The organism is Microtetraspora niveoalba (assembly GCF_001570405.1).
GTDB lineage: Bacteria > Actinomycetota > Actinomycetes > Streptosporangiales > Streptosporangiaceae > Microtetraspora > Microtetraspora niveoalba.
In genome coordinates, this window is sequence record NZ_BBYM01000019.1 from 21,351 (window position 1) to 38,836 (window position 17,486).

Consider the following 17,486-nt stretch of genomic DNA (forward strand, 5'->3'; position numbering starts at 1 on the left):
GGAAGTCCTGTCACACATCGCGGGGAGATGTGCCCGGGCCTCTCGGCGCGCCACGCGGGCCGGAAACGGCGCAGCCCGAGAATTTACCCGCCCATCGCCGTCGCGACCGGGCCGCTCAGACAGAGAATCGCCGAGCCACGTCGCGTACGGCGCGGGCGAGGAGATCGACGTCGTCGCCCGAGGTGAACAGCGCCGGGGTGACCCGGACGCAGTCGCCCCTGGCGGGCCCGCCGCGCCGGACGGTGAAGACGCGGTACCGCTCGAACAGATAGTCCGTGATCGCCACGTTGTCGGCCTCCGAGAGCCGCCCGGTGATCCGGAACGCGGTGATCGTGCCGTACATGGGCGGCTCCTCCGGCGTGAGGATCTCCACGTTCGGGATGTCCCGCACCTGGTGGACCCAGCGGTCGCGCAGGTAGCGCAGCCGCGCCTGCTTGACCGGCGCGCCCAGCGCATGGTGGAAGTCCAGCGCGACGGGGATCGACAACACCGGGGCGACGTCCAGGGTGCCGGAGTGGACGCGGGAGCGGATGTCGTCGGCCGGATACGTCTCGTCGTGGAAGGCGAGGTCGACGTCGTCGAGGCGGCCCCGGCGGATGTAGAGGAACCCCGAACCCAGCGGCACGCCCATCCACTTGTGCAGCGAGAACGCGGCGAAGTCGGCTCCGAGGTCGTCGATGGTGAAGTCGAGGTGCCCCCACGAGTGGGCCGCGTCCACGATCACGTCCACACCCCTGTCCCGGGCCATCGCGACGATCTCGCGTACCGGCAGGACGAGGCCGGTCCGGTTGTTCATGTGGCTGAGCAGCAGCAGCCTGACATCCGGGTGGTCCCGCAGGGCCCGCTCGTAGGCGTCCAGCGTCGCCTGGCGGGTCGCCGGCTCCGGCACGATCATGCGCTCCACCTGTACGCCCCGCCGGTCCGGGAGCCAGTTCATCGCGTACTGGGCACTGTGGTAGTCGAGGTCGGCGTACATGACCGAGTCGCCGGGCCGGAGCCGCCGGTAGCCCGCGATCAGGTTCTGCAGCGCCTCGGTGCCGCCCCTCGTGAAGGCGATCTCGTCCCTGGCCGCGCCGAGCACGGCGGCCACGCGTCCCCTGATCTCGTCCGCCCGGGGTTTGTACTCGGTGCGGAGCAGGTGGGAGTTGCGTTCGTTCAGATAGTCCACGTTGCGGTGGTAGTCCCGGCGGACCGGGTCCGGCATGATCCCGTAGTAGCCGTTCTCCAGGTTGACGAAGTCCGTGCTGACGCGGAACTGGCGCGCGACGGTTCGCCAGAAGTCCTCGTCCTGCGCCAGGCGCTCGGGTGTGACGCCGGCCGGCGCCACCGGCCCGCCGGACGGCGGCGGCTCCGCCACCGGCGGCGCGGAGGACCACGCGAAAGGTGGCGTGACGGATCTCGGGTGGGATCGCGCGAGGGGTTGTGCGAGGGGTTGTGCGGAGGCTTCGGTGAGGGGCTGTGTGAGAGGCACGGCCAGCGCGCCGAGCCCGGCCATCATCTGGCGCCTGGACATGACCATCGGATTCCTCCCCCGCGCGGCGGCTGCGACGGAACGCAGAGATCGCGTCCCAGTCTGCGGCGGCCGCGGGCGGGAGCCCGGCATCCCCTTCGGACGAGGCGTGGCGCGCCCCTCACAGGGGTCCGGTCACAGGGATCCGGTCACAGGGATCCGGTCGCAGAGGTCCGGTCACGGGGATCCGGTCACAGGGGGCCGGCGAAGACCACGATCTCGTCGATGTCCCCGGCGGGGGTGACGTGGACGACGTCCGTGCCGGACAGGAGGACACGACCGTCCGCGTCCTCGTAGCACCAGCCGAACCGGGCCCACTCGCCCGGCGCGTCCACGCGCGTGGTCCGCACCATGCGGCAGGGCCCCGACGGGTGGCCCTGCACCACCTCGGTGATGAAGTCCGCCACGGCCTGGCGGCCGACCGCGCGACCCAGCGGCCCCCAGAAGACGACGTCGGCGGCGAGCGCACGGCTCAGCAGCGTGGTCCGCTGGTCGGGGTCGGGGGTCTCGGTCGCGGCGATGAACGCGTCGACGGCCCGGGTGTGAAGAGTGTCTTCCGTCACGCCGCGAGCATAGTTCGGCCCCGCGCCGCCCGGCCGGGAAGCCCCGGGGGTCACGCGCCGGGGGTCACCCGTCGGGGGTCACGCGTCGGGGGTCACGCGAAGGAGAGTCACGCGCCGGGGGTCATGCGCCGGAGAGTCACGCGCCGGGAGGCAGCGTCCGGAGGCCCTCGGGGGCGCCGTCCTCGATCAGCCGGGCCAGCGCCCCGGTGTCCATGTGCCGCTCGACCAGATCGCCGAGGGCGTCCAGCCGGGCCTCACGCAGTGCGGCGAACGACGTGTCCGGCGCGGGGATGAAATCGCGCCCCGCGACCGCCGCCACATCGGCCAGGAAGGCCCGCCGGAACCCGTCGTTCTCCAGCGCGCCGTGCCAGGTCGTCCCCCACACCGCGCCCACGCGGCAACCGTCGAGGAACGGCTCGGCCCGTCCCCCGTTCCCGGCGGACGCCGCCGAGGGCGGGTCCACGGTGACCCTGCCGTGGTGGATCTCGTACGCGGAGACGCGGCAGCCGTACGCCTCTCCCACCGGGCGCGCGAGGGTCTTGTCCGCCGCGAACTCGACGGCCGCGGGCAGCAGGCCGAGGCCCTCCACCAGTCCGGCGCCCGACTCGACGTCGTCACTGATCGTCCGGGCCAGCATCTGGTAGCCGCCGCAGACTCCGAGCACCGGCTTCCCCCTGGCCGCCCGTTCCCGTACGGCCTGCGCCAGCCCGGCGGAGCGCAGCCAGGCGAGGTCGGAGACCGTGGCGCGGGAGCCGGGCAGCACCACGAGGTCCGCGTCCTCCAGCTCGGCGGCCGAGGTCACGAAGCGGACGACCACCCCCGGCTCGCTCGCCAGCGCGTCCACGTCCGTGAAGTTGGAGATCCTGGGCAGCCTGACGACGGCCACGCGGAGGATGCCGCCGGACGTCCCGGAGACAGGCGCCACCGGCGACGGCCGGTTGTCCAGGGCGAGGGAGTCCTCGACGTCCATCCACAGACCGTTCAACCACGGGAGCACGCCGTAGACCTCGCGGCCGGTCAGGTCGCGCAGCGTGTCGAGACCGGGCTGGAGCAGCTCACGGGCTCCCCGGAACTTGTTGACGACGAACCCCGCGACGAGCGCCTGGTCGGCGGCGTCGAGCAGGGCGAGCGTGCCGTACATGGACGCGAAGACGCCGCCCCTGTCGATGTCCCCGACGACGATGACGGGCAGCCGGGCCGCCTGGGCCAGGCCCATGTTGGCGATGTCGCCCCGGCGCAGGTTGATCTCGGCCGGACTGCCCGCCCCCTCGCAGACCACCACGTCGTAGCGGGCGCGCAGCCGGTCGAGCGACTCGACCGCGACCGCGCGCAGCCGGTCCTTGAGCGCGCCGTACTCCATCGCGTCCACGTCGGCCATCGGGCGGCCGAGCACGACGACCTGGCTGCGCCGGTCGCTGCCCGGTTTGAGGAGGATCGGGTTCATGTCGGCGGTCGGCTCCAGGCCGCACGCCGCCGCCTGGACCGCCTGCGCCCGGCCGATCTCGGCGCCGTCCGCGGTGACGAACGAGTTGAGGGACATGTTCTGCGCCTTGAAGGGCGCCACCCGGACGCCCCGCCTGGCCAGCCACCGGCAGATCCCCGCGGTGACGACGCTCTTACCGGCGTCCGAGGTGGTGCCCGCGACCAGCAGAGCGCCCTTCAACCCGTCCTCCTCGTGATCGGAAGGTGCTCACGCTATCGCCCGGCGCGGCGAGCCCGGCGGCCACGGTGGCCGCTGCCGGCCGTCCGGGCGCCGGATGTCCGATGGTCGGCCCTGGCCGCGTGCCTCGCTGGGCGAACGCGCGCGCTGCTGCGATGCTGGTCCCCGGCATCGGCCGCGTCTTCCGGACGCACGCGGCCGTACGACAGGAAACGGGGGACACGATGAGGCGGGGCATTGGAATGGCCGTGGGGAACGTGGCCGGAGTCCAGTGGACCCGCGGCGCCCCTCGCCCCCGGTGAGCCGCCCGGCGGTGGGCGTTCGGGTGCGGGATGTGCGGTCGGGTGCGGGTCGGGAGTGCGGCCGGCACGCGCCGGGCGAGCGGTCTCAGCGCGACGGTGAGCTCCAGGTGGCGTTCTTCAGGACGGTGGACAGGCCCGGCGTGTTCCACTGGTCGACCACCAGGATCCGCTCCTTGGGCAGGTACCACTCACGCTGGCTGAACGTGGACTTCTGCTCCCCGTTGTCGTTACGGACGCAGCGGCCGGTCCAGACGCGGTAGTGGGCCCTGTGCCCCGCCCCGACGGCGCGGTGGCCGACCGCGGCCGCCTTGCCGAGGACCTGGCCGAGCGAGGGGTTGGTCGCGCACGGCGCGACGTCCACCGCCGGATAGAACGGCCCCTGGTTCGGGTTGTACGGCTGGAAGCCCTCGCCGCCGGTCTTGAGGGCCTGCGCCCCCATCACCCAGAAGCTGCGGCACCTGGGTTCGAAGTAGTGGCTCTTCGGCTTGGCGCAGGCGCCGGTCACCACGCGGATCTGGTCGCCGCCGCCGTAAACCCGCCAGGTGCCCGGCAGGGCCAGGGTGAGCCCGGCCCGCAGGCTCAACGTGTTGGCGGCGGTCGAGGAGGAAGGAGGAACGGCAGCGGACGCGGGTGCCTGGAACGCCAGCACGGCGACCCCGGCCACCGCGGCCGAAATGATCATTTTGCGCATCATGGCGGTGATCGTATCGATCCCGGCGAACCACAATGCACCACCGAATCCCGCCTCGGGGCCTCGGCCCTCGCCGGGCCATGAGGGGAATGAGGGGAGCCGTGCCGTTCTCACAGGCCACCGCCCCGCCGCGGTCGCGCCCATGGCGTGCCGGGCGGGGCGTGGCCCCCTCGGTCCGATCAGCCGGAGACAGGCGCCTCCGGGCCGGTGCCCCCGCCCGCGCTCGCCGGCCGGTAGGTGAGGACGGCGACGCCGGAGTCGAACGTCCTGGAGTCCACGAGTTCCAGGGTCGCCTCGGTGCCCTCGCGGAACAGGCGCTCCCCCGAGCCGCGGATGACGGGGTAGACCCAGATCCGGTACTCGTCCAGGAGGCCGTGCTCCATCAGCGCGTCCGTGAGCCGGCCGCACCCCCAGATCAGGATGTCCTTTCCGTCCTGCTCCTTGATTTTGGCGACCTGCGCGGCCAGGTCGTCTCCGGGGATGACGACGGTGGGGTCCCAGGCGCCGGTGTCGACCGGCTGGGAAGCCACCACGTACTTGGTCATGGCGTTGACGTGGTCGGCGTAGGGGTTGCCGCCCATGTTCGGCCAGGCCTGAGCCATGCCCTCGTAGGTGACGCGGCCCAGCATCAGCGCGTCGCACCCGGTGGCCAGGGCGAACGAATAGGCCATGACGTCTTCGTTGTTGTTGTACTGCAGGGCCCACAGGTGGGGGTTGTCGATGAAACCGTCGAGCGTGCTGTAGGTCGAGGCGATGATCTTCCTCATGGTGCTCTCCGTATCGTGGAATCGGGTCGTGAAATCGGGTCGTGGATCGGGTCGTGGATTTGGCTGTGCCCGAGGCGAGGTCCCTCGGGACCTCACGGGCTGTACGGGCGCCTGGCCCGCGCGTCCCGCAGCGCGCCGGCCCACCAGACCAGGCGGTCCAGCGCGGTCGTGGCCGCGGCGTTGCACTCCGCGGTGGCCTTGGGCCAGGTGCCGTCGGCGGCGAACAGGTCCCAGTAGCGAGGCAGTGTGATCACGTCGCGGATGGCCACGGCGTGCACCTCGGTGAAGACCTGGCGGAGCTGGTCGACGGCGTGCAGGCCACCGGAGTCCCTGCCGTACGCGACGAAGGTGACCGGCTTGGCCTGCCACTCCTCGTGGTACCAGTCGATCGCCGTCTTGAGCGGAGCGGGGAAGCTCCGGTTGTACTCGGGGGTGACCACCGCGAAGGCGTCGGCGGCCGTCAGCCGCGGCGACAGCGCCCGCACCCGCGCCGGGACGGGCTCCTCGTGATCGGTGAGGGTCTGCGGCAGGTCCGCCTGGGCCAGGTCGACCAGGTCGACGTCCAGGTCGCCGCGCCTGCGGGCCCTGGCGGCGAACCAGCCGGCCACGGTGGGTCCGAACCGGCCCCTGCGGGTGCTGCCGATGATGATCGCCACCCGTAGCCTCCGCTGGTCCATTCCGGTCCCCCTCTCGTCCGTTCTTCCGACGTGACCAACGATGCCGGAGGCCGTTTACGGCTTCTTTCGCATCGGTTTACGGAGATCCTCCGACGCGGGGAAATGGCGCGTTATCGTGGCGCCCATGCGTTTTGGGGTGCTGGGTCCATTGACGGTGTGGCGGGCCGACGGTGAGACCGTCACCGTTCCCGGGCTCAAGGTCCGCGCCCTGCTGGCCGACCTTCTGGCGCACGAGGGCCGGCCGGTGCCGGCCGACCGGCTGGTCGACGACCTGTGGGGCGACGACCCGCCGAGCAACCCCCTCGGCGCGCTGTCGGCCAAGGTGTCGCAGCTCCGCCGGGTTCTGGAGGACGCCGAGCCGGGCGGCCGCGAGCTGGTCCCCCTCCAGCCCGCGGGTTACCTGCTGAAGGCCGACGCCGATGCCGACGACTTCCGGTCCCTGCTCGCCGAGGCGGGCCGGGCCGACGACCCGAGGAGCAGGGCGGCGCTGCTGTCCGACGCGCTCGCGCTGTGGAGGGGCCCGGCGTTCGCCGACTTCGCGGACGAGCCGTTCGTCCGGGCCGCCGCCGCCCACCTGACGGAACTGCGGCTGACCGCGCACGAGGACCTCGCGGAGGTACGGCTGGCGCTGGGCGAGCACGCCCCGCTGGCCGGGGAGCTCGCTCACCTGGTGGCCGAGCATCCGCTGCGGGAGAGGCTGCGCGCCGTACACATGCGCGCCCTCTACCGTTCCGGACGGCAGAGCGAGGCGCTCGCCGGCTACGAGAGCCTGCGCACGCTGCTGGCCGACGAGCTGGGGCTGGATCCCGGCGCCGACCTGGTCGCGCTCCATCAGGCGATCCTGACGCAGGATCCGGCGCTGGCGGCGGCCGCACCGGGCTCTCCGGCGAGACGGCCGGTGACGAACCTCCCGGCGCCGGTCACCGGCCTGATCGGCAGGGAGGACGCGGTCGCCGAGATCCGCGCGCGGCTGGGCACGGACCGGCTGGTGACGCTCACCGGCCCCGGCGGGGTGGGCAAGACCCGGCTGGCCTTGGAGGCCGCCAGGTGTCTGTTCGAGCACGACACCGACACGTCCCCGGAGTCCCCCGCGCCGGACGCGTTCCCCGACGGCGTGTGGTGGGTCGAACTGGCCGCGCTGGACAGACCGGACGACCAGGACGCGCTGTCCCGGCTGGCCGAGACGATCATGGGGGTGCTGGACGTCCGGGACGGCGCGGCCTCCGAGCAGCCGGCCGAGCCGGTCACCGCGGTGGAGCGGCTGGCCGACGCGCTCCGTCCCCGCCGGTTGCTGCTGGTGCTCGACAACTGCGAGCATGTCGTCGAGCCGGCCTCGGCATTGGCGGAACGGCTGCTGCGCGCGGCTCCGGGGCTGCGGCTCCTCGCGACCGGACAGGAGCCGCTCGGGCTCGCCGGCGAGGTCGTCTGGAGTGTTCCGCCGCTGGAGGTGCCCGGCCACGCCGCCGACGACATCGCGGTGCTGGAGCGGGCCGGATCGGTGCGGTTGTTCGTGGCCCGCGCCTCCGCCTCGGCACGGGGATTCGCCCTGGACGCGTCCAACGCGTCGGCGGTCGCGATGTTGTGCCGTCGGCTGGACGGCATACCGCTGGCGCTGGAACTGGCCGCGACGAGGGTGCGCGCCCTGGGCGTTCACGGCCTGGTGGAGCGCCTGGACGACCGTTTCCGGCTGCTCGCCACCGGACATCGAGGTGCCCCGCCCCGCCAGCAGACCCTGGCCGCCATGATCGGGTGGAGCTGGGACCTGCTGACGGATCCCGAGCGGGTCGTGCTGCGCCGGCTGGCCGTACACGCCGACGGCTGCACCCTGGAAGCCGCCGAGGCCGTCTGCGCCGAGGACGGCCTGGACGTTCTCGACCTGCTCGCACGCCTGGTCGACCGGTCGCTGGTGATGATCGCGGACGGACCCGACGGCCCCCGTTACCGGCTGCTGGAGTCTGTGGCGGCGTACTGCGTCGAGCGGCTTCAGGAGGCGGAGGAGCTCGACCGGATCAGGCGGCGGCACCACCGCTTCCACATCGCTTTCGCCGAGCGGGCCGTACCGCACCTGCACGGACCCGACCAGCGGCGCTGGCTGCGCCGCCTCGACGCGGAGGCGGCCAACCTGCGGGCCGCGCTGAACGCCGCCGTCAGGGACGGGGACGCGGACGACGCGTTGCGCCTCGTCAACGCGATGGCCTGGTACTGGTTCCTGCGCGGCCGGCTGGCCGAGGCCCGGCGTTCCTTCGCGGCGGCGCTGGCCGTCGCCGCCGCGGACGGTGACGTGGCCTCGGCGCGGCAGGCCGAGGCGCTGGCCTGGAGCGTGGGCATCGGGCTGATCCAGGGGGAGGCCGCCGGCCGGGAGGACCGCCGCCGGGAGGCCCTGCTGCGGTACGAGAACGCGGGCGATCCTGGCGGGCTGGCCCGGGCCCGGTGGTTCCTCGCGTACACGGCGATCGACCTGGGCGATCTCGCCGTCGCCGGGGAGCTGCTGGACCTGGCCCTGCCCGTGTTCCGGTCACGCGGCGACCGGTGGGGGACGGCGGCCGCCCTCGCCACCCGGGCCAAGCTCGCGCACGTACGCGGCGACCTCGACGCGTTGCGCCGCGACGGCGAGCTGAGCCTGGCGCTGTTCGAGGAGCTCGGCGACCGCTGGGGCGGGCTGGAGGCCACCGGCTGGCTCGGCGCGCTGGCCGAGATGACCGGCGACCTCGACGGGGCCGAGCTGCTCCACCGGGACGGGCTTCGGCTGGCGGAGGAGCTGGAGCTGTGGACGGAGGTCGGCGGGCGGCTGGCCTGGCTCGGCTGGACCGCGTTGCGGCGCGGCGACTTCGCCGGGGCGGGCGACCTCTGCGCGCGTGCGCTGCGGCTGGCCGACGAGCACTGCCATCAGGCGGGCCAGATCTTCGCGAAGCTGGGGCTGGCGTGCGCCGCGCGTCAGGAGGGCCGGCTCCTCCTCGCCGAGACGCACCTGCGTGATCTGCTCGATCGTGCCCCGCGCAGGGACGCCGGGCAGGCCGTGCCTCCCTATCTGCCTCTCGTGCTGACCGAGCTGGGCTTCGTCGCCGAACAGCGCGCGGACGCGCGGACCGCCTTCGACCTGCACCTGGAGGCATTTCAGCTCGCGGCCGGCTTCGACACCTCGCGGGACCTGACCATCGCCGTCGACGGCATCGCCGGAGCGCTGTCCCTCGCCGGACACCACGAGCGCGCCGCCCGGGTTCTGGGCGCGGCGGCCGCGATCCGGGCCTGCGGCTCCCTGTCCCCCGCCCCCGCCGAGCACATGGACATCGAACGGATCACCCGGCGGGTCCGCGCGGCACTGGGTGAGGAGCGTTTCGCCGTCGAGGCCGGGCACGGCGCGGCGCTCGCCCCCGGCGGCGTGCGGTCCCTGCTGGCCCCACCCGACGCCTGAGCCCGACGAGACGGCTCCGAGATCCGGATAGGAGGTGGACAACAGCGGCGTGCGGCTTGGCGGGAACGGCGCGCGCGGGTAATGCTTGATCGTCGCGACCCCCGACGCGGAGGCCAGAATGCTGCGACGTTTGCTGGGCTCATTCGCTTTTCGGCCGACTCGCCTACCAGGCCGCGCTTCCGGGCCCGACGCCGAGTCGGACGCGGCCCGCGCACACGGAGAACGACTCCTGCAGGAGGCACGTGAGGAACTCGACCGGGCGGACGCCAAAGCGCAGGTGCTGCTCGCCACCGCCGGGATCGGGCTCGGCGCGGTAGGCGCCGGGCTGCTGGCGGGCACCTGGTCGCCCTTCACTCTGAACGACATGGTCGAGTGGTTGTGGTGGCTTGGAGTGGCCGCGACACTCGCCTCGGTTGCGGCGCTAGCGGGCGCTGTCTACCCCCGCCTCAGCCGACCGCGGCGGGACGGCTCCCTGGCGTACTTCGGCGACGTCGTCAAATACGGCACCGCCGCGGAGATCGCGGAGGCGCTCACGCGCTCACGCGAGCCGGGCCTGACGAAGACGGCCGAGCAGCTCCTCCTCGTCAGCGTCATCGTGGGCCGCAAGTACCGGCTCATCCGGTGGGGCTTCTGGCTCTTACTGGGCGGCGTCGCGCTGAGTATCGCCGCGACAATCGCGGACATTCTTCTCAGGATATGACGCGACAAATGATGATATGAAATGCCGCACATTCCTTACGACGCTTGCCGACCGGCCCTGACCGACATATTGATGAGGCGTGAACATGGAGGCAGGGGGGCTGCGCGCGCTGATCCCCCCGGAGGCATGGCGGGCGTTGCTCACGGCGGGCACGCCCAAGGTCTTCCACCCCGGTGAAGCGCTGTTACGGCAGGGCGAACCGGGCACCCACGTGATCGCCATCGTCAGGGGCCAGGTGAAGGTGACACGCGCCGACGCCGACGGCAGGGACGTACTTCTCGCCCTGCGCGGCTCCGGTGAGCTCGTCGGGGAGATCTCCGTATTCGACGACGGCGTACGATCCGCCACAGTGGTAGCGAGAGAAGAATGCGTCACTTATCGCATTCCGGCCGTCCGATTCCTCCGGATCGCGAACGAGTATCGAATACGCGACACCATTATCCGCCTCATTTTGACCCGCTATCGAAACGGCGAGGCCACTCGCGCGGAACTCGTCGGCCTTCCGGCGGGACAACGGGTCTGCCGTGCCCTCCTTTGGTTCGCGAGCATGACCGCCGATCGGGAAGAGAGGGAGTCCGGCCGAGATCTCAGACTGTCGCAGACGGAGCTGGCGCAGGCCATCGGCCTCTCGCGTGCGGCGGTCGCGGCGACGCTGTCCACTCTGCGCACGGAAGGCGTCCTCAGCACATCTCGGCAGCGCATCAGGATCCACGATCTTTCCAGGTTGCGCACGATTCAGGAGACCGCGCCCCCGAGTGGCGACATCTGATCTGCCGTTCTGTCCATTCGTGGACATTGCGCGACCGGACCGGCCTTCATGGTGCTGTCCATGGAAACAGACGCGGAACCAGTGCTCACCGACCACGCCGTCGCGGCTCGCGACCGAAGCACGCCTCTCCCCCCGTATCGGGGGATCTTCGCGGTGGACGCCGTCAGATTCACCGCCAATCCGAGCGCGCGCCTCCCCGGTCTCAGCGAACGGATTCCGGACCTGCTCTGCGAGGCCTTCCACCGAAGCGGCCTCGGGATGATCTGGACGGAGCGAAGATTCCCCCAGTCGACCGGCGACGGCTACGTCTTCGGCGTACGGCCCCAGCATGTTCCCTTCCTCATCCATCCGCTGCTCGACGAGATGCAGCGGGTGCTCGAAGAAGAGGACGGCCGGCTGCGGATTCTGGACCGGAGCCTACGGCTGCGTTTGCGGGCGGCCATCCACATCGGGCCGGTGCCCGATGCCGGGAATCCCGGCCAGGACCGGATAGGGACGCCGACGAACGACACGTTCCGGCTGCTGGACTCGGGATCGATCAAGAAGGTGATGGAGCGTAGCGAGCCGGACGTCACCCTGCTCGGGGCGATCGTGTCTCAGAGGGTCTTCGACGATGTCGTCGCCGCCGGATATACAGGGGTGCATCCGACCCGATTCACCGAGGTGGTCGCCGAAGTTCCCGGGAAGACGTTCCGGCAGCCGGCGTGGCTGTACGTTCCCCGGGACTCACGGGGAGAGGACGTCCGACCGAGTACTCCGTCGCCGCGTCCCCCCGCCGCGCCGCCGAGCGCAACCATGATCGTCCACGGGGACAACATCGGTGGATCCTCCTACAAGGCGGCGGACCACGGCACTGTGAACGTCTTCCCGGGGAGCCGGCATGGCTGAGCCGGAGCATCCGGACGCCACGCCTGGGACGAGTCCCGCCACGTCCGAGGAGCACCCGCAGCCGGAAGCCGAGGGGCGGCCGCAAGCCGGAAGGTCCATCGGCGAACTCCTGGCGGAAGACGCGGCGCAGGCGAAAGCGTCCGTCGACAACCTGGACGCGCTCTATGCGGGCTCGATCACCGGTCGTGACAGGGTCGGCCGGGACTCGCACAATGCGAGCCACGGCGGGACGGTCAACGTCGTCAGCGGTGACCAGTACATCCAGACCGGCCTCAGGAAGGCGGCCTTCCCTCTCGTCCCGGTGGACGCCGACCACGCCGACGAGCTGATGGCCTGCACTGTGAAGACAGCATCACTCGAACTGCTGCTCGACAGGCTCGGGGACGAGCCTGTTCTACTGCTCGGCGGACACCCGCATGGGGGACAGTTCACTACGGCGATCGCCGCCATGCTCCGGTATGTCGGCGATCCTGCCCAGATCTTCTGGTACGTGTCCGGCTCCGACCCCCTCGACCTGCGTCCCGGCGGCGAGCCCTCGGGTGCCGGTTATGTCGTGGATGCCCGGCACATCGAGGAGAACGTCGCTCTCGACCAGGTCATCGGCCATCTCCGTACATGGCGCGGGCAGTGCCGGATCATCGTCTTGGCACCTTCGGCATGGCCTTCACACGATCTCCTGATCGACCATGCCCCTCCACCGCTTGAGGAGGTCTTCGGCGCGCACATGGCGTACCGGCTCCGGCTCCGCGGCGTATCCCACTGCGACGAGCAGGTGGCCAAGGCGCGCGTCCACGAGCATGTCCAGGAAGAGCTTCAAGCGCACCCGCGCCCTCGCGCCGCCGTGTCGCTGGCACACCGGATGGCCACCGTCATCGCCGCGGGAAGGCCTCTCGAGGAGGCTCTCGCCGATATGCCGGAGCGACTCCGCAAGGAGGTGAGAGAGTCGCTGCGCGAGGCCGCCCCGCGTCGGGCTCGGTGCTTCCTGATCTCCTCGGCCGTGTTGCACGGGCTGCCCGCGGTCGTCGTCGTCAAGCGTGCCCTGCTGCTGGCCACGTGCATCGAGCAGGAGCTGGCCCGGCAGAATACGGCGGAGCGGCCGCGCGAAGCCCTCGTATGGGAGGAGTTCAGCACCTGGGCGCAGAAGGCGAAAGTAACAGCCGAACCCGGACGCGGCGGCGAGGGGCGGACCGTCAGACTGATGCGGCGCGGATACGCCGGCATCACGCTGCGGACCGTCTGGGAAGAGCAGCCCACCATTCACGAGCCGCTGCTCGATTGGCTGCGCGACCTCTCCGAAGACGAAGACTGGCGGATACGCATGAAAGCGGCGTACGCCATCGGACTCCTCGCGACATTCGACTTCGCCGTCGTGGACGAGCGCTTCCTGAAGAGATGGAGCGACAGCAAACGCCCCTCCCATCACGATCTCGCGGCATGGACGTTGAACACCGCCGCGGAGGATCCGGACATCACCCCACGCGTACACGAGCGACTGCGGCAATGGGCCAAAGGCAGTCGGGCCTGCCGCTCGATCGTCGCCCGCGCGTACGGCTCCTGGATCGGAGCGATCTGGATCGACGAGGCGCTCGACGCCATGGAGAAAGTCGCGGGCTCGGAGGATCGACAGCTTCAGATGGCCGTCGCGAGATCGATCTCACACATCTGTCAGCCGGAGAACGCCGTGAAGATCATGTCGCGGCTGGAGCGATGGGCGGCGGAGAGCGACGACCGCTCCCGTCGGCGCACCGCCGGCCTCGCGTTCATCTGGCTCGCCGCTCAGAAAGGGCGGCACCGCATCCACGACCTCACCTCCCGGAGCGACGCGCATGACTCCATCGTGGCGCTGTGGTTGCATGCCCTCGCCTTGGGGGTGGCCGACGACGCGCTATCCGACCGTGAGCCCGAGGCCTGGGCGCTGCTGGCCGACTGGGTCTCCGCCTGGGATGAGAATCCGGAGACGCGCCAGGTCCTCCAGCGCGTCTTCAGCGCGGCCGGCCCCGCCGTCTCCCACGTGCTCGCCTTCCACCTCCGGTACTGGAGGCGACTCGGCCTGATCTCCCCCGAACTTGAAGTTCACCTCACCGGCCGCCTGGAAAGGAGCCGAACGTGTCACTCCCCTGGCTCATCAAATACAGCGGGCGGAGCCCCGTCCTGAACGGCGGCACCGACGACCTTTCCCTCTCCTTCACCACGCCCGCCTGCGACGACGCCTACGACTTCGCGGTGAACGTACGACTGACCTGGTCTCCGGCAGGGCGGAGAAGGCAGGGCCGTCCCGAGCCTTCGGAGTGGGAATACGTCGCCGGCCTGGTCCGCGACCTCATCCGGACCGAGGCTCGCTCTCACTCCCCATTCGAGCCCGGGGCCGCCGAGACGGCGGTCAACAGTGCGCTCACCCGGCTCTTCGCGCGGATCGCTCATCAGGGACAGGTGAGGGCGATCTGGTCCGGCCGCGCGGAGTTCGACGCCGTCGAGGAGGTCCGCATGCTCCAGCAGGAACGGAGCAAAGCGCTTTACCAGCTCGAAACCGAGGCCGCCACGGCGCACCAACAGACCGCGTACACCCGGGAGGTGCGTCTGGCGTGGGAGAACTTCCTCGCTGAAGCGACCAAGAGCTGGTACGCGCGTTACGCCGCCCAACTCACCGAGCGCCCCGAGGCCGTCGCCGACGTGCTCGCCGCGATGCTCGACGACCGCGAGAAGACGGCGACGCACTTCCTCCGAAACCTGGACGCGATGGCCTCCGCGCACGAGCGGAGCAACGTCTTCGACATGGTCGTCCGCAGCGACCGGGCATTGAGGCACGTCATGCAGGTGCTGGGTCTGACCGTTCCTCCCCTCGATCCCGACCCTCTGCTCGAACCGCTGGTGGCATCGGCTGCCGGGAGCGAGGGCTGAGACATGCGAAGGGCGGGGAGGGCATCGCCCTCCCCGCCCTTCGCGTCGTCTCACCCGGACCGCGAGATCACGAGGCGCCGTTCACCGTGTCACCCGCTGACGGGGCCCGCGTGTACGGGGTGCCAGCCGGTGTCACTGGTCGGCGGGGTCACTGGTCGCCCGGTGTCACCGTGATGGGGTTGTCCCGGCCGGACCGGTCGCCGCGGTTGCCTCCGATGACCCCGTTGCCACCGCCGCCACCGCCGCCGCAGTACTTGCCACAGCCGCCGAACCGGGACGAGTTGATCGGCTCGAAGGGAGTCGCCTTCACGCCCTTCAACGCGCTCATCATGGTGTCCTTCCAGATCGGGCCCGGGATGGTGGCTCCGAAGACCGCTCCGTAGTACGTGCCGCCGATGGTCACGCCGTTCAGCTTGTGGGCCGTCGAGCCGCGCGGGTCGCCGATGCTCACCGCGCCGGCGAGGTCCGGCGTGAACCCGGCGAACCACGCGGTGGCCTGGTCGTCGGTGGTGCCGGTCTTGCCGGCGGCGGGCCGCCCGATGCCGCCCACTGAGCGCATGGTGCCCTTGGTGAACACCCCCGACAGGATGTCGGCCGTGGCGTCGGCGACCTCGGCGTCCAGCGCCTGGCGGCACTGGGGCTGGTAGTCGGTCACCTTGCCGTTCCGGTCGACGATCTGCGTGATGGCCATCGGCGCGCAGTACTTCCCGCGCGCCGCGATCGCGGCGTACGCGTTGGCGACCGTCACCGGGTCCATCTCGTTGATGCCGAGAGTGAAGGTCTCGTACTCCTGCAGCGGGTTGCCGTCGGAGCGCTTGATGCCCAGCGACTTGGCGGTCTGCACGGTGTCGCACAGGCCGACGCGCTGCTCCAGCGTCATGAAGAAGGTGTTGACCGACCCCCACGTGCCCGTCTGGAGGGTCTTGAAGCCGCCGCCGCCCTCGTCGTTGGTGACGGTGTGCGTCGGGTCGCCGATGTTCTCGCCCTTGCAGTTCTTGAAGGTGGCGTACCCGGGCGCGCGGTATCCGGAGCCGACGTTGAACCCGTCGGTGATCTTCATGCCCTTCTTGAGCGCGGTGATCAGGGTGAAGGTCTTGAAGGTGGAGCCCGCCTGGAAGCCGATGCCGCCGCCGTGCGCGGCGTCGGCCACGACGTTGTACGACATCTCGTGCCTGCGCTCGTTGTTGCCGTACTTGCGGCTCGCCGCCATCGCCTTGATCATGCCGGTGCCGGGCTGGATCAGCGCCTCGGACGCGACGGCGTTGTCCGACGCGTACACGCGCTTCCGGATCGCCCGCTCGGCCGCGGCCTGCATCTTCGGGTCGATCGTCGTCTTGATGGTCAGGCCGCCGCGGTTGAGGAACCGGGTGCGGGCCTTCTCCGTCTTGCCGAAGCGCGGATTGTTGAGGATCTCGTTCCGGACGTACATGCAGAAGTACGGATAGGGGCTGGCGCCGCATCCGCCGGGCAGGGGCGTCCCCTTGTAGCCCAGCTTCTTGGCCTTGGCCGCCTTCGCCTCCTCCGGCGTGATCTTCTTCAGCTCGGCCATCCGGTCGAGCACCACGTTGCGCCGCTGAAGGAGCCGCTGCTGGGACTTCCTGCCCGCCTCGGGGTCGGTGCTGTTCGGCAACTGCACCGCCCCCGCCAGGGTCGCCGCCTGGGCGAGGCTCAGCTCGGACGCGTTGACCCCGAAGAACCGCTTGGCCGCGGCCTGCACGCCGTTGGCGCCCGCGCCGAAGTAGGCGATGTTGAGGTACTTCTCCAGGATCTGGTCCTTGGTGTACTTCTGCTCGACCGCCATGGCGTAGCGCAGCTCGTTCAGCTTGCGGGCGTAGCTCGGGGCGAGCGCCGCGTTCTTGTCCTCCTTGGTGACCGCCGTGTTGAGGAGGACCTGCTTCACGTACTGCTGCGTGATGCTGGAGCCGCCCTGGCTCACCCCGCCGGAGGAGATGTTCTTCGCCAGGGCTCGCGCGGTGCCTTCGAGGTCGATCGCGCCGTGCTCGTAGAACCGGTAGTCCTCGATGGCGACGATCGCGGTCTTCATCACGTCGGCCACCTGGCTGAGCGGGATGACCTCGCGGTACTCCTCGTAGAACTGGGCGATCGGTTTGCCTCTGGCGTCGAGAACGGTGGTCTTCTCGGCCAGCGGAGGCTCCTTGAGGTCCTCCGCCTTGAGGTTCAGCCCGTCCGAGGCGGTGAGGATCGCCGCGCCCGTGCCGCCGACGGCCGGGAACGCGAGAGCGGCGGCCAGCAGCCCCGCGATCCCCGCCGCTCCGACCAGGCGCACGACGCTCGTCCCCACGGACTTGCGGGCCTTGGGCTCGTCCGCGCGCCGACCGCCCCACGCGTCGGCCTGACCGGGCTCGTCGAAGATGTTCACCGGCCCGCCCGGAGGCTAGCGGCGGTCGTACACATAATTCTCCCCCTATCAGAATTAGGACGAAGCCCTAAACCTATAGGCGAGATCGAATCTATGTGCAACTTCACCAAGTTCGTACGGATCGCAGGGGCAATGGCGCCATACGTCCGTTATGCACGACCGCCGGATCGCCGCTGGTCAGAGAGGTGACCGGGGCACATCTGACGCGGTCAGGCCGGGCGCGGGGCAGGATTCCGGGCGCGAGGAAGCGCCATATCCCGGCTTTATGT

13 protein-coding genes are annotated in these 17,486 nt (G+C 70.8%); 6 read left to right on the top strand and 7 right to left on the bottom strand.

Translation table 11 applies throughout. The features are described from left to right. Nucleotides 1-115 precede the first annotated feature (115 nt). The 6 genes from AWQ70_RS19535 to AWQ70_RS19560 all read right to left on the bottom strand — a co-directional run bounded on the left by AWQ70_RS19535 (nucleotide 116) and on the right by AWQ70_RS19560 (nucleotide 6,149). The gene (locus AWQ70_RS19535) at nucleotides 116-1,357 is read right to left on the bottom strand and encodes an aminotransferase class V-fold PLP-dependent enzyme (RefSeq protein WP_245647047.1); all 1,242 of its coding nucleotides are present in this window, start codon (nucleotides 1,355-1,357) and stop codon (nucleotides 116-118) included. A 344-nt stretch (nucleotides 1,358-1,701) separates the two neighbouring features. Then, nucleotides 1,702-2,073, bottom strand: coding sequence for a nuclear transport factor 2 family protein (locus tag AWQ70_RS19540; RefSeq protein ID WP_067178111.1), 372 nt, complete (start codon nucleotides 2,071-2,073; stop codon nucleotides 1,702-1,704). 136 nt (nucleotides 2,074-2,209) lie between these two features. Then, the gene (locus tag AWQ70_RS19545) at nucleotides 2,210-3,736 is read right to left on the bottom strand and encodes a cobyric acid synthase (protein ID WP_067178112.1); all 1,527 of its coding nucleotides are present in this window, start codon (nucleotides 3,734-3,736) and stop codon (nucleotides 2,210-2,212) included. 384 nt (nucleotides 3,737-4,120) lie between these two features. After that, nucleotides 4,121-4,717, bottom strand: coding sequence for a hypothetical protein (locus AWQ70_RS19550; RefSeq protein ID WP_157530187.1), 597 nt, complete (start codon nucleotides 4,715-4,717; stop codon nucleotides 4,121-4,123). Nucleotides 4,718-4,905: 188 nt separating this feature from the next. Further along, entirely contained in the window at nucleotides 4,906-5,493 is a 588-nt protein-coding gene (locus AWQ70_RS19555; protein WP_067178116.1) for a dihydrofolate reductase family protein, read from the bottom strand. Nucleotides 5,494-5,585: 92 nt separating this feature from the next. Further along, nucleotides 5,586-6,149 carry an NADPH-dependent FMN reductase gene (locus AWQ70_RS19560; RefSeq protein ID WP_306303407.1) on the bottom strand — a complete coding sequence of 188 codons (564 nt, stop codon included), beginning with the start codon at nucleotides 6,147-6,149 and terminating at the stop codon, nucleotides 5,586-5,588. Between the two features lie 145 nt (nucleotides 6,150-6,294). Between AWQ70_RS19560 and AWQ70_RS19565 the strand changes: the two genes are divergently transcribed. The 6 genes from AWQ70_RS19565 to AWQ70_RS19590 all read left to right on the top strand — a co-directional run bounded on the left by AWQ70_RS19565 (nucleotide 6,295) and on the right by AWQ70_RS19590 (nucleotide 14,837). Next, nucleotides 6,295-9,582, top strand: a complete 3,288-nt coding sequence (locus AWQ70_RS19565; protein ID WP_067178120.1) for an AfsR/SARP family transcriptional regulator — start codon at nucleotides 6,295-6,297, stop codon at nucleotides 9,580-9,582. Between the two features lie 85 nt (nucleotides 9,583-9,667). After that, the gene (locus tag AWQ70_RS19570) at nucleotides 9,668-10,282 is read left to right on the top strand and encodes a Pycsar system effector family protein (RefSeq protein ID WP_157530188.1); all 615 of its coding nucleotides are present in this window, start codon (nucleotides 9,668-9,670) and stop codon (nucleotides 10,280-10,282) included. An 85-nt stretch (nucleotides 10,283-10,367) separates the two neighbouring features. Then, a complete protein-coding gene (locus AWQ70_RS19575; RefSeq protein WP_245647068.1) occupies nucleotides 10,368-11,051 on the top strand; it encodes a Crp/Fnr family transcriptional regulator in 684 nt (227 codons plus the stop codon). 153 nt (nucleotides 11,052-11,204) lie between these two features. Beyond that, nucleotides 11,205-11,939: a hypothetical protein gene (locus tag AWQ70_RS19580; RefSeq protein WP_157530189.1), complete on the top strand. Its 735-nt coding sequence runs from the start codon at nucleotides 11,205-11,207 to the stop codon at nucleotides 11,937-11,939. Between the two features lie 301 nt (nucleotides 11,940-12,240). Further along, nucleotides 12,241-14,094 carry a hypothetical protein gene (locus tag AWQ70_RS19585; RefSeq protein WP_157530190.1) on the top strand — a complete coding sequence of 618 codons (1,854 nt, stop codon included), beginning with the start codon at nucleotides 12,241-12,243 and terminating at the stop codon, nucleotides 14,092-14,094. Continuing rightward, nucleotides 14,046-14,837 (top strand): hypothetical protein, encoded by a 792-nt coding sequence (locus AWQ70_RS19590; RefSeq protein WP_067178126.1) that lies wholly within the window; start codon nucleotides 14,046-14,048, stop codon nucleotides 14,835-14,837. The genes AWQ70_RS19585 and AWQ70_RS19590 overlap by 49 nt, the downstream gene beginning before the upstream one ends. A gap of 148 nt (nucleotides 14,838-14,985) precedes the next feature. Here AWQ70_RS19590 and AWQ70_RS19595 read toward each other — a convergent pair whose 3' ends face one another. Then, nucleotides 14,986-17,217 carry a transglycosylase domain-containing protein gene (locus AWQ70_RS19595; RefSeq protein ID WP_306303408.1) on the bottom strand — a complete coding sequence of 744 codons (2,232 nt, stop codon included), beginning with the start codon at nucleotides 17,215-17,217 and terminating at the stop codon, nucleotides 14,986-14,988. Nucleotides 17,218-17,486 lie beyond the last annotated feature (269 nt).

What these genes read in the sequence shown, in the direction of transcription:
- AWQ70_RS19565 (WP_067178120.1), top strand. Translation starts at nt 6,295, where the DNA reads ATGCGTTTTGGGGTGCTGGGTCCATTGACGGTGTGGCGGGCCGACGGT.
- AWQ70_RS19550 (WP_157530187.1), bottom strand. Translation starts at nt 4,717, where the DNA reads ATGATCATTTCGGCCGCGGTGGCCGGGGTCGCCGTGCTGGCGTTCCAG.
- AWQ70_RS19575 (WP_245647068.1), top strand. Translation starts at nt 10,368, where the DNA reads ATGGAGGCAGGGGGGCTGCGCGCGCTGATCCCCCCGGAGGCATGGCGG.
- AWQ70_RS19555 (WP_067178116.1), bottom strand. Translation starts at nt 5,493, where the DNA reads ATGAGGAAGATCATCGCCTCGACCTACAGCACGCTCGACGGTTTCATC.